This is a genomic window from Bacillus sp. MN7755 (assembly GCF_054771475.1).
Map to the genome: position 1 here is coordinate 176751 of NZ_BTRL01000025.1, position 16087 is coordinate 192837.

Sequence of the window (16087 nt, forward strand, 5' to 3'; positions counted from 1 at the left end):
TATCGGATTTATTTTCTAAGAATAGTAACTTGCTAACCTTTAACTATGCAAACCCTTTTCACTAATAATGATGCCATCTTCATCCACATACACATATTCATTCGGCTTCCATTCTACTCCTCCAAATTGCAATGAAATATCACGCTCTCCTTTTCCTTCTTTTACACTTCTATTTGGCATCGTCCCTAACGCTAAAATACCAATATTAATGTTTTTTAGTTCACTAGAGTCACGAACATACCCATTTACAATAATACCTGCTAGCTTTCTTTCCTCCGCAATAGCTGCCAAATTATCACCAAGTAACGCACAATTCGTAGATGCTCCGCCATCAACAACTAATACCGTTCCTTCTGGTAATGTTTGCAATCCTTCCTTCACTAGTACATTATCATCCTTCACTTTTACCGTTGCAATTTTCCCGTGGAATTGTTCTTTCTTCCCAAAAGACCGAAAAGACTGGCGACATATTTGTAATTCATTCTCAAACTCATCACATAGATCCGTAGTTTTCCACATCTTTTTTCCCTCTTTTCCTTTTACTTTCTATTTAACATATTCTTGGATTATTTTCGTTTCCCTGTCTAATGTTGCAATAATTTGTATGTGCGGGAATAGGACAGAAAAACTATTGCCATAGGGAGCCACCTTTATTATAATCTATTCCACAGATAAATTTCAGAATATTAAAAATTAACCGAGTGAAAAAGGAGGAGTTTTATGCAATTACAAACCGAGGCAAAAAAACAGCCTAGTAAACGAAAATTTAAAATGCCTGACGCGTACGTACTACTATTTTTTATTGCCTTACTTTGTGCAATAGCTACATATTTCGTTCCTGCTGGAGAATTTAAAAGAGTGACAAACGGGACTGTTACAACGACAATACCAGGAAGTTACCATTCTGTTCCGCAATCACCGGTAGGGTTTGTTTCTTTTTTTACCGCTATTGAAAAAGGAATGACACTTGCTGCTCCTATCATCTTCTTAATTTTATTTACAGGCGGTGCCATTGCAATTCTTGAAAAAACAGGTGCCCTTGACGGTCTAATCTATCATGTTATTAACAAATTTCGGAATCAGCAATTACTTTTCATTTGTATAGTCGCAGCCCTCTTTTCTATTCTCGGAACGACTGGCATTATCGTTAACTCAGTTATCGGCTTTATCCCGATTGGCATCATCGTTGCACGCACATTAAAATGGGACGCTATCGTTGGTGTAGCAATTATTTATTTAGGCACTTATGCTGGTTTTAATGCTACTATTTTATCTCCTTCACCTTTAGGTATTTCACAAAAAATCGCAGAACTTCCGATGTTTTCGGGGATTGGTTTACGCATGGCAATCTATATCTCTTTTGTACTTGCTACCATTCTATATATTAATTGGTATATAAAACGCTTAAAAAAATCGAATAAAGGAAGCATTCTCGGAGATAATTGGTTTCCAAGTAATGCTCTTTCAAGCGGGAAAGAAACAGAGAAAACAGAAGTTCCTTGGACAATACGTCATAAACTAATTTTACTCGTTTCAGCTTTATCTTTAATTGCATTTTTAATAGGCGCATTTCGTCTACATTGGACAGACGCAGAAATGACCGCTACTTTTATTTTCATAGCAATTACAGCGGGAATAATAGGTGGCATGAACGCAAACGATATCGCTTCTACTTTTCTAGCAGGCTGCCAAAATCTCATATACGGTGCTTTGATCGTCGGAATGGCTCGTTGTATTTCAGTCATTTTAGAACAAGGCAAATTACTTGATACAATCGTTAACCAACTCGCACAGTCTCTCGAAGGACAAAGCCCAGTATTTGGAGTTATCGGTATGTATGTAAGTAGTGCCGCATTACATTTCCTTATTTCATCCGGAACAGGTGAATCTGTTATTTTCATTCCGATATTAGCTCCATTAGCTGATTTCATGCACATTACACGCCAAGTTACAGTACAGGCTGTTATGCTCGGCGAAGGTGTAGTGAACTGCTTAAATCCAACTTCCGGTGTTTTAATGGGCGTTCTCGCAGCGAGCGGCATTTCTTACGGAAAATGGATTCGATTTATGGCTCCTCTTGCATTCGTCTGGTTTATCATTGGACTTATTTTTCTTATTGTTGGCGTGAATATTGAGTGGGGACCGTATTAAAAGACTCATATTATACTTAACTTGATAAAATATCTATCCTATCCTGTTCTCTTCTTCAATCCTATAAAAATCACTTATTCCAGTATAGATATAAAAAGGGATTGATCATAACGATCAATCCCTTCTATCCAAATAGAATGCCTTTAAAAATCTAGTTCCAAATTTTATTTACCCATTCCGGATGATCAATAAAAGGATTACGATTATGTTGATATTTCGTAAAAATCACTTCATTACGCTTTCGCTCTAAATCATCTACCGGGTCTTGCTCATTCCATTTTAGTAAAACGGATAGTTTGCCCATGTATGGGTCTTTATTGTTATTCACCTTTTCATTTAGTTCTAAATCTATTTCGCCGTTTTCTCCTTCGTAACGAACAGCGATGTAAAATAGCATTCTAGCGATATCTCCTTTTACACTATCACGAGGTTCCCAAGAATCACTATCGTATTTACATTCTGTCGCTTCAGAATGATTTACTCCACCATTATCAAAATCCAAATTTCCACGTGAGCTATTTACAGATACATCCGTCGCTCTTAAATGATGCAAATCTGTTCCAGGTCCTGCAGTCGTTCCAAAATCACCGTGAGATTTTGCCCAAACATGCTCTCGATTCCAGTTATTTACTCCTGATCCATTCGTAAGTTTCCCTTGCGAACGACCAGTATATAAGAGTATCACATTGTTTTTATTATTTGGATCTTCATCAGTATCTCTTAGCGCTTCCCAAACCGCACTGTATGATAACTTTGCATGATCATCAATAATATTATGAAGTTCCTTCTTTAATTCTAAACCCGTCTTTCCTATTGCATTATTATAATATGTATCGTCATAGCTTTTTACAGTAATCTCTTGTGGTGATGCAGAAGCTACTTCACTGTGTATGATATTTGTGAATGATAGAGATGCAGAACCTAAAATAAAAAATGAAGATAGTGTAACCATAGCAATCTTTGTATTTCGAAACTTCATATACCCATTTCCCCTTTAAAATATAATTTGAAGTCATTAACTAAAAAATGCTTTCTAACCCCCGAAAACTTTTAAAAGCCCATACCCCTTTTCTTTTTATTTAATACAAAACTCTATTGAGTCTGTATTATTTTCACACTTTTGGTTTATCTACTTTTCACAAGGAGTATTCCTCTCTAGTAAAGATTATGGAAATATTCTTTACAATTAAAAAGTAGTTTAATGTTAACTTATAAATTTCAATTTTTTTATGCAATAATGCATATTTGATAAATACTTCGAAAAACATTTTGAATAAAAAGCATTCAAAGAAAACCATGCAATAAAACAGATAGAGTATAAGACAGAAATAATAAAAATTAAGATGATAGCTCGACTTTTCCTTTTTCCATAACTGTCTTTATTTTTGTGTAAAACCTTTCTTTGTCTGAATAATACGTACAAAAATAGATTGGATGCCATGTAGGCACCAATCTATTTTAATTAAAGAAACTGTGTCAATTCTGAGTTCACAACACGTTGTGCAGTAATAATAACATTTTCAGCTGTTAGTCCATAAACACTATATAGTCCACCAGGTTGATTAGGAACAATTTGAACTTCATATTCAAATGCTTGTCCAAAAGCAGGATGAACTAAACTTAGAGTTGCAAAAGTAGAAGCATTAGAATTCACATTGAAGTTTACCTGTTCAATTAATACTAATGAACCGTCAAGTCTAAAAACTCTAGCTACTCCAGTAAGTGGGCCCGCAGTACGGTTAAGGATCTTCACCCTAACTTTATTTGCATTAGCAGGTTGATTTCCTACGTTTTCAATTGGTCCTGTAGTAAGAGCCATATAACATCACCTCCATTATATTATTATTATATTCAACGATACACATTGAAGTTATAGTTTAATTACCCAATTTTTTTAAAATAAAAAAGCTTGTTTCTTATATTTTTTATAAGAAACAAGCTTTTCTTTTTCAACTACCATTCCTAAGACAAGTTTATCCGTCTCGAAAAGATTTACAGTTACTTGACGTTTATGCTGGGACAGAACTACTACTATTTACTTTGCATTGCATCTATATATTTTTTAACTACTTCATATTCATCAAAGGTCATTATATTTATCCTCCCTCTAATCTGTTATATCCAATTTAAACTTCAAACTCGCTATTATATTTTTGTACTCTCTTACATCCTTCATCGGAACGAAAACTGGGTTCTCTGCAATATTTTGTAACATACTTTGCTTTATAATATCTTCACTTCTAACCGTTTTAGCACCGAGCGGAAATTCTGCAAACCATCCATCAATCACATCAAAATATGAATCACCGTGTAAATGTAGACTACTTACAGTGAAGCTAACCGCACAAACCGCTACATATTTCCGTAGCATTTCTAATGCACCTTCAAAATTTTCTTGTATGCAATATACTTGCGCAGCAGAATAGTATACTTTTAAAGTCATATTTGGATGTAATTTTTCTATTTCATAAATGTCGACTAACTTAAAGGCTCTGTTTAAAATTATCTTTACCTTTTCTGTATTTGAAGCATTTACTAATACATAATTCGGTATTGTCGCAACGAATTGTATTAAATGTTGGTACATACTAATTTGCATCATTTCATTCGCCTTTTCAGTATTTCCAAGCATTTGATACGCCTGTGCGATTAGATCTTCCTCTGGAAAGTTAGGACGTATCGTTTCGCCAAGCAATTGCAACACTTCATTCGGTTTACTGAGTAGAAGATAGCACGTCGATTTAAACGATACGGCCTCTTTCGCAAGCGATACATCATCACTTTCTTCCTGCACTCTGCTAAAGAGATGAATTGCCTCTTCTAAAATCTCAATTCTTCTATCCATATCCTCTGCTAACATGTGGTGGTTAATAAAGAGTAGTCCCATTTGAATTAATAATGGAAAACAAGAATAATATTTTTTGATTATTCCCCTGCACTCCATCATTACTTCATTAAACGGCTTTTCACTAAAAGCTTCTGCTAGTCTATGATATAAATTTTTAATATCTTCCTGTTCCATTTGTGGTGTGTAACTAATTAGTTCATCTATACTTATGTTAAAATACGATGCTAACAGTGGTAAAAATGTAATATCCGGATAACTTTGCCCCGTCTCCCATTTGGAAACAGATGCCTTCGTAATACCGATATACGCCGCTAACTCTTCCTGCGTAATTCCCTTTTCTTTTCTCTTATCCGCAATTATTTTATGAATGTTTATCTCCTTCACATCATCACCTCATACTTTTATTATATGCTTTTATTTCACACAAAATATGGATTTGAAGTCGACTTTCATTAACAAAATCAACTGTTAGGAAACATTCATCTAAAATAAAAAGAAGCTCCAAATTTTATTATATTTAGGTCATAGATATTAAACTTAATAAAATCAAAGACAGGAACATATTTGATATATACAAAATGTTCCTGCCTTTTTAATTTGGGTACTGCTACATAGCCATCTAGCTAAGATTTTGAAGTACTTCAAAATCAAATTTTTCCATCTCACCACAGTTTTCTACGAGAATCTAGTGAACAGCTTATTTACATAATTTTCGTTATCGGTACTGAAAAAAGGATCTTCGATGGAAGATCCTTTACCCTGACTTCTTAATAAAAATCTATAAAGAATGGATAGCTAAACTCTGTTCTACTTTGAATGATGAATTGGATTGGATGTTCTTTATTGCTTTTATCACTCAAATTTTCTCTCGTTGATTTTTTTCCTTCATACCAGATTTTACCTTCACTATTCTTTTCGATTGTTTCATCACCTTCAAAATATATCTCAAATTCATTGTTATTATAATGTTTGAATATTTCTTCCTCGCTTAGTTCAGATGAAAATTTCACGTATGCTGCAACAGTTGGATAACCTCCACTTCCCGAAGGTCCTCCACCGTATAGAACTCCATATTCAAAATCCTTTTCGATTACTTCTGTTTTTTCAGGTAATGGATAATCAAAAAGTTGATTTGCATATTTTTTTGCTGTATTATATATTCTTGACCAAATATATAATACAGCAATAAACCAATAACAGTTGAAATTAATAATAGAGTAATAAGTATTTTGTTTCTTTTTAGCATCAAATCCCCCTTAGTGCCTTTTGCTAATTGTATCAAGATATCGCAATATGGGACATTAATATTTAGAAAGATTAGTCAAAAATAAGGATAATTTGCTCAAAATCTAATCTTGCTTTCTTGTTTTAAAGTAAATTACTAACTCTAGTTGAATATGAACTCTAACCATGAATACTCTATACAAATCTAATTAACATAACGTCTCATTATCAGTAGCAATGAAAAAGGAGAACCTTGCTCTTACAAGGGAACCTTCTTTTTTAGTTCTATGACTCTATACATGTTGTATACATTCCTATCCTGGTACCGTTTTAGGGTTCTTGTTTGTTACTGGATTAGCAAAAAAACTGTATAAAATCTTGCATACTCTTAGCGGGGGGCAAAAATACTAGCATCCCCCAATATATGCTTTCTTATGGATATTTCTTGAACCCTCATTAAAACACTCTCCAGTCCTTTGTCTATCTTTTAGGATAAATCTGCTTGTTTATTTAAAGTCCTTGTAACGAGGCATTGTACTCCTCCTAAAGACAAACAAATGATTCAAATTACACATCACATTATACTGATTAACCTAAAAATTAAATCTCTTTACGTTTCATTCATTATGTAAATAAAAAGGATAATCCGCCCTCATAATGGACTAATTATCCTATAAATCTTTATCTAAATTTAATAAAACTAGAGTTTCTTTTTCTATTTATCATTATTTCGTTACCTCACCAAACTGCGCTCTCGTCACTTTCGCTAAGTCATCTACTTTAAGCTCAATTTGTATACCAATTTTCCCGCCGCTTACTATCATCGTTTCAAGTGATTGAGCACTTTCATCAATACATGTAGAAAATAATTTCTTCATTCCGACTGGTGAACAACCACCGCGAATATACCCTGACACTTTCGTAATATCTTTTACAGCAATCAGTTCAATTTTCTTTTCACCGACTACTTTTGCCGCTGCTTTTAAATTCAGTTCTTCATCTACCGGGATGATAAAAACATGATAATTTTTACTATTCCCTTGAGCAATTAACGTTTTATATACTTCTCTCACTTCTCGTCCAATTTTCTCGGCTACTGATACGCCATCAATTTTCCCATCGTCTGGATCATATGACATCATCGAATATTCAATTTTTTCTTTATCTAATATTCGCATCGCATTTGTTTTATCTTTTTTCATGAGCTTCTCCTTAAAAAGTTATTTCATAACATTAAGTTTTCTTTTATTATACACCCTTTTCTGTTTCTCCTGCATAACTTCACATTTTTGTAGATATATGTATGCATCATCCTACTAAGATTTTATTTCTCATTAAATTCAAACTCACATAAAGAAAACCGAAATGGAGCCTTCAAATGAAAGGCTCCATTTCGGTTTTCTATTTAACGTCCAAACTCTTTATTAAATATTTTATCCCTACCTGTAATGACCTCTGGACCTACTGCATTAATAGCTGTTACTAAAATATGTTCTCCTCCAATAGGTCCACCGATCCTCGTTTCAAATCCAAAAGTCCCACCAGCATGCCCCCAATACGATTGCCCGTCTGGTGTTTTCTCTTCATAAACTCCCAGTCCAACCTTACCTATAGGTGAATCTACTGTTGTGAACATCTGATTCATTAGCTCTTGATTTAAGAGCTTCCCACCCAACAGTGCACTGAAGAATGTAGTCAAATCTTTCACTGTTGAAACCATATCTCCAGCTGCATTTGCCCATGACTGATTAATTTCTGTCAAATCATATAAACGACCTGATCTATCCATATTATATCCATTAGCATGCTTACCCGGTATGTGCGAACTTGCTTCCATTACAAATGTCTCTTTTAATCCGAGCGGTTCAATGAATCTTTTTCTAATTTGCTCCGCATACGTATCTCCTGTTACCTTCCGAATAATTTCCCCGGCTATAACAGTATTTGTGTTCGAATAGTCCCAGCCCTCGCCCGGTGCAAATACAGGCGGCTTTGCAAGTGCTAAACTTATAAGCTCATCGGTACTATAATAACGAAATGGGTTTTGAGGCAATGTAATATCTCTCATATCTAAATCTGTATACGCTGCAATCCCACTTGTATGGTTTAATAACTGACGAATTGTAATTTTACTCCCATCATATCCGTTACCCTGCACAACTCCCGGCAACCATTTCTCAACTGTATCATCAAGGTTTAATTGTTTTTCTTCAGCCAATTGCAGTACAACAGAAGCAGTGAATGTCTTCGTTATGCTTCCTATACGGAACGAAAAATTCGGTTCTACAGGGCGTGGCATCTCGTAACTAGCTGTTCCGGTAGCGTACGACCAACGCTTTCCATCCTTTAATCCACCAGCTATAACACTTGGAATTTTTTTATTCGTTACTACTTGATCCATTACACTTTGCACTTCTTCTCGATGTTTACTTTTCTTTTCCTTATCAGTGGGTTCCTTTTTTGATTTTGCCGCAAATTCTGAAGCTAAAATATTATTAATCTGTTTCTCTGCCCCTAATACATTAATATTTATCGAAATAACATGTTGACCATCTTTCGTTCCACCAGCAAAGTTAGTAAAACCAGGAATACCACCACCATGTCCCCATACTTCAGTGCCATCTGGTAATTTTGTTGCGTGAATACCAAGCCCGTACTTTCCTAATGGGGTATCTACTGTGTTAGTCACCATCTCCTTCTGCATTTCCGGTGTCAGTAATTTCCCACCTAATAAGGCACGGAAAAACGTTGTCATATCTTCTCCTGTCGAAATCATTTCACCACTAGCATTAGCAAACGAGGGATTAAACAAAGTAATATCTACTAATTTATCTCCCGTATTTAAATAGCCACGTGCATTTTTTTTCGGAATATCCATTGAGCTTCCAGGAAGAACTGTTTCTTTTAAACTAAGAGGTTCCATAATTCGTTTCTTTATTTGCTCAGCATACGATTCTCCGGTTACCTTCTGAATAATTAATCCTATAATAACCATGTTTGTATTCGAGTATGACCAGCCTTTTACTGGTTCTAATTGTAGGGCACGAGAAATTAATTGTTCCGCTGTATAATTCTCGCTTGGATTCTCTATTAAATTCTCTTTAAGATCTGGAGTCAAGTAATCAGCAATTCCGCTTGTATGATTTAATAGTTGGCGAATCGTAATTTTGCTGCCATCATAGCCTTTCCCTTTTATAAGTCCCGGCAACCATTTCTCTACCGTATCATCAAGACTTAACTTCTTTTCACCCGCAAGCTGCAATACTACTGTAGCTACAAAGGTCTTCGTTGTGCTCCCAATTCTAAAAGCAGAATCAGCATCTACTTTATGATTTCTCTCAATATTACCTTCACCAGAAGCATACGCCCAACTTGCCTCTCCATTTTTCACAGTAACAATAACTCCCGGAACATTCTTTGCATCGGCAGCTTTATCGATAACTTGTTCAATTGATATCCTTTTGTTTACCGCATGTACGTTTTCGTAAGAAGGTATCGCTAACGCTCCAACCAATATTGCCCCTGTTAAAGTAAGGGCTGTTCCTTTTTTTAAGATAAATGACTTCATTATGCATCGCTCCTATTATTTTATATTTTTCTGTTGCCTCACTCCCTCACCTTAACTTCAATATCGTTAAATAACATAGTGACAAAACGCTTTAATTTACTTATTACGCTTTATGCAACTATGTCATATAAAACATGTGACAAACTGTCAACTGCTTCATATGACATACTTTGTTGACTGTCTTTCTATTGACGATTTCAGAGATATGTTACATGATGAATCTGAATCATTGATAATTAATCTTAAAATACAAGTAGGTGCTTAATTTATGTTCTCATTCACAAAAAAATGGATTTGGTATGACTGGATATTTGTGCTCATACGAACATTTTGGCTAACTGTTATCATCAGCGCTAATTTTATGTTTCCAACATCCATCCATACATCAAGTATGATTGTACTTTCTCTCACTTTTGTCGTTTACCTTGTACCATTAATTATTCGATATAAGAAAACACAATGGTACCCTGCATTCGATATTCTCACTGCAGGTTGTTTTTATCTTTACTTAGCATCCGTAGCTCCAAATTTACTTTGGTCTTTCATTTTACTCGTAATCATTATTGGACTATGTAGTAATCAAAAAAATTATATATGGAGCGGTATTTTTTGTGGATTTGTTTTTCCAATCTTGAATGCTTGGATTGCCAACCGACCGCCATATGAACTAATCGTTAGTTGTAGTCTCGGTTTTGCCATTGGCATTTCTTTTAATATATTAATTCAGTATCATAAGCAATCTCGAATCATTGAAGAGCAAAAACTACTATTAGAACAACATATTAAAAGGATTGAAGAGCTTACTTTAATAGAAGAGCGTAATCGACTGTCACATGAACTACATGACACAATTGGTCATACACTTACTTCTCTCATCGCTGGTGTCACATCACTAAGATCATCAGTACCTGATTCACAGTTTGAACGAATTGATTCGCTTATCAGCATTGCTCAGCACAGTCTAAATGACATTCGAAAGCATCTACACGAACTATCTCATAATCCACTTAGTAATTCATTAAGTGAATCACTACAACAATTAACAGAAGAATTTATGAAATCTACAGGTACAACCGTTACATTTCGTGTGATTGGAAACGAGACTCTTGTAATGCAAAAAGTGAATTTTTGCCTATATCGTTGTCTTCAAGAGTCGTTAACAAATGCTGTTCGGCACGGTAAAGCTATCAACATATCCGTTCAACTACATTTCGACGAACAACAACTTCGATTGCAAATTGAAGATAACGGTATTGGAATGAAAGAAATTCAATTTGGCTTTGGACTCAATGGAATGAAAGAGCGACTTGAACAAGTTCAGGGGACATTATCGCTTCATTCTAATGTTGAACAAGGAACATTCATTGCTTGTAATATTCCATTGCAAACAAAACTCATACATGACATAATTCGCTTATTGGTCGTTGATGATCAGGCTCTTATTACAAATAGTTTAGAGCAAATTTTAGAACACCAAACTGATTTTATTGTTGCTGGTAAGGCGTATGATGGATCTGAGGCATTAAAATTATGTGAACAATTACAACCTGACATTGTACTAATGGACATTCAGATGCCAGAAATGAATGGTATTGAGGCTTTACTAGAAATGAAGCGACGTTGGCCTAATATAAAGATTGTTCTTATGACAACATTTGAAGATTCCTTACAAGCAGCAACTGCACTCGAACATGGAGCTGAAGGTTACATGTTGAAGTCTATTCATCCACAAGAAATGAAGGAAGCCTTGAAACTTATTTATAACGGTGGAACTTGGATTGACCAATCGGTTGCTACACGTATTTTTGAAGAAATGAAACTTCAACGTGAGCAATTAGCGAAAATCAAATCAACTAAACAAACTTCTCCATATGGACTTACAAAACGGGAAATGGAAATTTTAGAACATCTATCAAACGGATTACGCTATAAATCCATTGCTGCTAAGCTATTTTTATCTGAAGGAACAATCCGTAATTACTGCTCAAATCTCTATTCAAAGCTAGGTGTTAACAATCGTGAAGAAGCGATAAAAAAAGCACGAACAGAAAACATCTTGTAGGCAATGTGAAATGAATACATTCCGCTTCAAAACTAAAAATATTGATAATTCAAAAATCATCTGATATAATTTGGAAAAACTTATTGTTAAGGAGAGATTTCTAATGCAAAATTTTAATACTTCTTTCCAACTTCATCATCATACGTAACGCCGTGTATCCGAAGAAAAATTTTTCTTCGTGGGTACAGGGCTTTTCCTGTTGACCCACGAAGCGTTCATAAAGCTATGTGGGTATTTTTATACCCGCATAGCTTTTTTTAATTTAAAAAGGAGTGATTACAATGGAAATGAAAAATGTAAAAGGAACGAAAGATTATTTACCAGAGGAACAAATGCTGCGAAATAAAATTAAAAGAGCTTGTGAAGACACATTTGAACGATACGGATGTAAACCGTTAGAAACACCAACGTTAAATATGTATGAACTTATGTCTTACAAGTACGGCGGCGGTGATGAAATTTTAAAAGAAATATATACGCTTCAAGATCAAGGAAAACGTGAGCTTGCGTTACGATATGATTTAACCATCCCATTCGCAAAAGTCGTGGCGATGAATCCGAATATTCGCCTCCCTTTTAAACGTTATGAAATCGGGAAAGTATTTCGAGATGGCCCTATTAAACAAGGGAGATTTCGTGAGTTTATTCAATGCGACGTTGATATAGTCGGTGTTGAGTCGGTCATGGCAGAAGCGGAACTTATGAGTATGGCGTTCGAACTGTTCCGAACGTTAAACTTAGAAGTAACGATCCAATATAATAACCGAAAATTATTAAACGGTATTCTCCAGTATATTAACATCCCTACTGAGTTAACGAGTGACGTAATTTTATCATTAGACAAAATCGAAAAGATTGGGATTGACGGTGTACGAAAAGATGTATTAGAGCGCGGTATTTCTGAAGAAATGGCTGATACGATATGTAATACCGTATTATCTTGTCTAAAGCTTACAATTGCTGACTTTAAAGAAGCTTTCAATAACCAACTCGTTGTCGACGGAGTAAATGAATTACAACAATTACAGCAATATTTAATCGCCCTTGGAATAAATGAAAATGCTATATTCAATCCATTTTTAGCGCGCGGACTTACAATGTATACAGGTACTGTATATGAAATCTTTTTAAAAGATGGCTCGATTACATCTAGCATCGGTAGCGGTGGTCGATACGATAACATTATCGGAGCATTCCGTGGTGATAATATGAACTATCCAACAGTCGGTATTTCATTCGGTTTAGACGTTATTTATACAGCACTCTCACAGAAAGAAACTATATCATCTACAGCGGATATATTTATCATCCCACTCGGGACCGAATTACAATGCTTACAAATTGCCCAGCAATTACGTTCTACCTCTTCCTTAAAAGTTGAACTTGAACTAGCAGGACGCAAATTAAAACGTGCTCTTAATTATGCCAATAAAGAAAATATCCCTTATGTGCTTATTATTGGTGAAGAGGAACTACGTACAGAAACAGTTGTGCTACGAAGTATGAAGGAAGGTAGTGAAGTGAAGGTTCCCCTTTCTTCTTTAAGTAGTTATTTATAATACGAACCACCCTCGTTTGGGTGGTTTTTCTATTTTATAGATAACGAAACAATTAGTTAACATAAAATAATTATATTCTACTAAAAATCACAAGTGTTTAATATCCAATTATCTATTATTTTTGGTAATATATAGATATGAATGATTTTAGGAGGATTAACTTTGAAAACCTACATACAAGCACTAAAGTGGACTACAGGGATCTATCATCTTTTATTACTTCCTTGTTATTATGTATTTCCAATTCTTGTTAACCTATATGGGATACCTTTACTACTATTGATTGCTTTACATATCATTACTATTTTATTAGCTAAAAAAGCAGGCATGAATACGTCCCCTCATTATATAGGTATTATCGTTACGCTAGTTGCCTTTTTCCCTTATATAGTTATCGTTCTACATATGATAGCAGCCGTTTTCCTTTTATTAGATGCGGCTTCTATGAATGCAAAAGAAGTGTATGATTCATAACAGGATAAAATAAAACTTTAATCAGTAGAGTTTTGAAGTCGGTTAGCAAATTGCAAAATTCACACACTAACTTTATTGTTAACACCCAAAAAGGATTTACTTTTTAAGTAAATCCTTTTTTAAATTACTTTCCCTACTCCAGACTAATAAAAGAATATTCTGTTTTATTTTTATAAAATTCTAAATATTTACAATACAACTTAATTATCATACATTTTAGTTATGTAAAAAACTAAGTTTAAAGGAGATGATTTCATGCTTAAAAAATTGATAGTAGGTGCAGTGGTAGCCATTTCATCATTAACTGGAGGATTGGGATCAGTATCAGCTAGTACCGAAAAGGATTATTCGATTACCTCTTTTGAATATGTAACTGTAGATGAAAAGACTGTAGATTCGTTTAACAAATTGGGTACTCCATCTAAGGAAAACATAAAAATAACTTTAGTTCTACCGAAACAAAATCAAAATGGAAACTGGTTATCTTATGGATTTTCGAGCAAAGAAAGTTTAGAGTCTTTTATTGAAAAAGATAAACAAAGATTGAATCATACAATCACTCCCCTTGGGGTTGGCGGGAGCGGACCTAATAGTACAGACTTCTATGAACATGCAAATAAAGGTGGCGAGTATTTTTCTCATAGCAGCGGTTTTAAAAATTTGCCTCCTAGTTGGCAAAATAGAATTTCTTCCGTAAGTACAGCATCCCCTACTGCTAGCTATTCGACAACGCTATGGGAACGTACTTCAACTGAAGGATATGGAAAAGGTGTTGTTTTTAAACACGCTGATTGGTATGGTAAAACTGTAAACTTGAATGACTTCGCAATTTCAGCAGTTGATATTAAAAAGTAAAAAACATGGAAATAAAAGGTGTCTTCACATATGGAAAACACCTTTTATTTCTACAACTCTTAACTATTATTTTTCGTATTCCTACTCTCCAAAACTTTCTCCATATTATGAGATGCCCATTCCATCATTAATAAAATCATTGGACGAAGTGATTCACCAAGCTCCGTTAACGAATATTCTACTTTCGGGGGCACTTCACGATATACTTCACGATGTATGATGCCATCTGCTTCAAGTTCTCTCAGCTGCAATGTTAACATTCTTTGTGTGATATTTGGTTTTAACCTTTTTAATTCATTAAACCGCTTTGTACCATCTAATAAATGATATAAAATTACCCCTTTCCATTTCCCACCAATGACCTCGACCATAGCTTCAACTGGACAAGAATATTTATTTAAAAATGGGTAATTTACATTATTTTCGTTTGAACAATCCATAGTAAATCCCTTCCCTTAACATTAGTATCTTTTTTGATACTATACCACATAAATGTGCGTACTTGTTTCTATGTTACTTTAAAAATATAATTTGGTTACAAAATAAATTAATGAAAAGAGGAACTTTTATGACAAATACAAAACAAATTACAAAAGAAAACATTATGGAGGCTTTTCATTTCAGACACGCATGTAAAGAATTCGATCCTATGCACAAAATTTCAGAAAAGGATTTTACATTCATTTTAGAAACAGGCAGATTATCTCCTTCTTCTTTTGGATATGAACCTTGGAAATTTATTGTCGTACAAAATAAAGAAGTAAGAGAAAAACTACAACCGTATTCATGGGGCGCTGGTGGGCAACTGGCAACAGCAAGTCACTTTGTCATTGTTCTTTCAAGAAACATTAAAGATATGCATTATGATGCAGAGTATATTAAATATATGATGAACGATATTGTTGGATTACCTGAAGACACGCAAAAAATTAGATATGAATTCTTCAAAAAGTTTCAGGAATCAGATTTCAACTTGTTACAATCCGATCGTGCTGTATTTGATTGGGCATCAAAGCAAACCTATATTGCTTTAGGTAATATGATGACGAGTGCAGCTCAAATTGGCATTGATTCTTGTCCAATAGAAGGATTCGATAAAGAGAAAGTAGATTCTTTACTTCGTCAAGAAGGCATTATAAAAGACGATAATCTTGAAGTGTCTGTTATGGTTGCCTTTGGTTACCGTAAAGAAGATCCAAAGCGTGATAAAACAAGACAGACTATGGATACAATTGTTGAATGGATTTATTAAGATAACACGCGCTCCTTATACCTGTATACTCATACGAAAGAAGTAGAATTTGATTTTTCTTATGTATGAAATTGATTTTTCATGGAAAGATATA

Annotated in this window: 14 protein-coding genes; 6 read left to right on the forward strand and 8 right to left on the reverse strand. The window is 34.4% G+C overall.

From position 1 onward, the window contains the following. Positions 1–39: 39 nt before the first annotated feature. Positions 40–519, reverse strand: a complete 480-nt coding sequence (gene rraA, locus ACYVEC_RS25125) for a ribonuclease E activity regulator RraA (protein WP_098557288.1) — start codon at positions 517–519, stop codon at positions 40–42. 201 nt (positions 520–720) lie between these two features. Here rraA and ACYVEC_RS25130 point away from each other — a divergent pair, with 201 nt between their 5' ends. After that, complete coding sequence (locus tag ACYVEC_RS25130; protein ID WP_460508883.1) at positions 721–2151, forward strand: YfcC family protein; 1431 nt, start codon at positions 721–723, stop codon at positions 2149–2151. A gap of 151 nt (positions 2152–2302) precedes the next feature. On the opposite strand, the gene ACYVEC_RS25135 is transcribed toward ACYVEC_RS25130, so the two are convergent. The 6 genes from ACYVEC_RS25135 to ACYVEC_RS25160 all read right to left on the reverse strand — a co-directional run bounded on the left by ACYVEC_RS25135 (position 2303) and on the right by ACYVEC_RS25160 (position 9791). After that, positions 2303–3130, reverse strand: a complete 828-nt coding sequence (locus tag ACYVEC_RS25135; RefSeq protein WP_460508886.1) for an endonuclease I family protein — start codon at positions 3128–3130, stop codon at positions 2303–2305. 483 nt (positions 3131–3613) lie between these two features. Further along, complete coding sequence (locus ACYVEC_RS25140) at positions 3614–3970, reverse strand: hypothetical protein (RefSeq protein ID WP_063220930.1); 357 nt, start codon at positions 3968–3970, stop codon at positions 3614–3616. 288 nt (positions 3971–4258) lie between these two features. Next, on the reverse strand, positions 4259–5383 hold the full coding sequence (locus ACYVEC_RS25145) for a helix-turn-helix domain-containing protein (RefSeq protein WP_460508889.1): 1125 nt from the start codon (positions 5381–5383) through the stop codon (positions 4259–4261). 383 nt (positions 5384–5766) lie between these two features. After that, positions 5767–6009 (reverse strand): hypothetical protein, encoded by a 243-nt coding sequence (locus ACYVEC_RS25150; RefSeq protein WP_460508892.1) that lies wholly within the window; start codon positions 6007–6009, stop codon positions 5767–5769. A 939-nt stretch (positions 6010–6948) separates the two neighbouring features. Beyond that, a complete protein-coding gene (gene ybaK / locus ACYVEC_RS25155) occupies positions 6949–7425 on the reverse strand; it encodes a Cys-tRNA(Pro) deacylase (protein ID WP_063220927.1) in 477 nt (158 codons plus the stop codon). A 203-nt stretch (positions 7426–7628) separates the two neighbouring features. Further along, positions 7629–9791, reverse strand: coding sequence for a serine hydrolase domain-containing protein (locus ACYVEC_RS25160; protein WP_063220926.1), 2163 nt, complete (start codon positions 9789–9791; stop codon positions 7629–7631). Positions 9792–10059: 268 nt separating this feature from the next. Here ACYVEC_RS25160 and ACYVEC_RS25165 point away from each other — a divergent pair, with 268 nt between their 5' ends. The 4 genes from ACYVEC_RS25165 to ACYVEC_RS25180 all read left to right on the forward strand — a co-directional run bounded on the left by ACYVEC_RS25165 (position 10060) and on the right by ACYVEC_RS25180 (position 14741). Then, on the forward strand, positions 10060–11853 hold the full coding sequence (locus tag ACYVEC_RS25165; RefSeq protein ID WP_063220925.1) for a hybrid sensor histidine kinase/response regulator transcription factor: 1794 nt from the start codon (positions 10060–10062) through the stop codon (positions 11851–11853). Positions 11854–12134: 281 nt separating this feature from the next. Then, a complete protein-coding gene (locus ACYVEC_RS25170) occupies positions 12135–13412 on the forward strand; it encodes a histidine--tRNA ligase (protein WP_063220924.1) in 1278 nt (425 codons plus the stop codon). A gap of 162 nt (positions 13413–13574) precedes the next feature. Next, a complete protein-coding gene (locus ACYVEC_RS25175; protein WP_063220923.1) occupies positions 13575–13886 on the forward strand; it encodes a hypothetical protein in 312 nt (103 codons plus the stop codon). A 255-nt stretch (positions 13887–14141) separates the two neighbouring features. Further along, the gene (locus ACYVEC_RS25180) at positions 14142–14741 is read left to right on the forward strand and encodes a hypothetical protein (RefSeq protein WP_063220922.1); all 600 of its coding nucleotides are present in this window, start codon (positions 14142–14144) and stop codon (positions 14739–14741) included. 59 nt (positions 14742–14800) lie between these two features. Here ACYVEC_RS25180 and ACYVEC_RS25185 read toward each other — a convergent pair whose 3' ends face one another. Beyond that, complete coding sequence (locus ACYVEC_RS25185) at positions 14801–15181, reverse strand: winged helix-turn-helix transcriptional regulator (RefSeq protein WP_063220921.1); 381 nt, start codon at positions 15179–15181, stop codon at positions 14801–14803. A gap of 128 nt (positions 15182–15309) precedes the next feature. Here ACYVEC_RS25185 and ACYVEC_RS25190 point away from each other — a divergent pair, with 128 nt between their 5' ends. Continuing rightward, entirely contained in the window at positions 15310–15993 is a 684-nt protein-coding gene (locus ACYVEC_RS25190) for an NAD(P)H-dependent oxidoreductase (protein WP_063220920.1), read from the forward strand. The last annotated feature ends 94 nt before the right edge of the window (positions 15994–16087 follow it).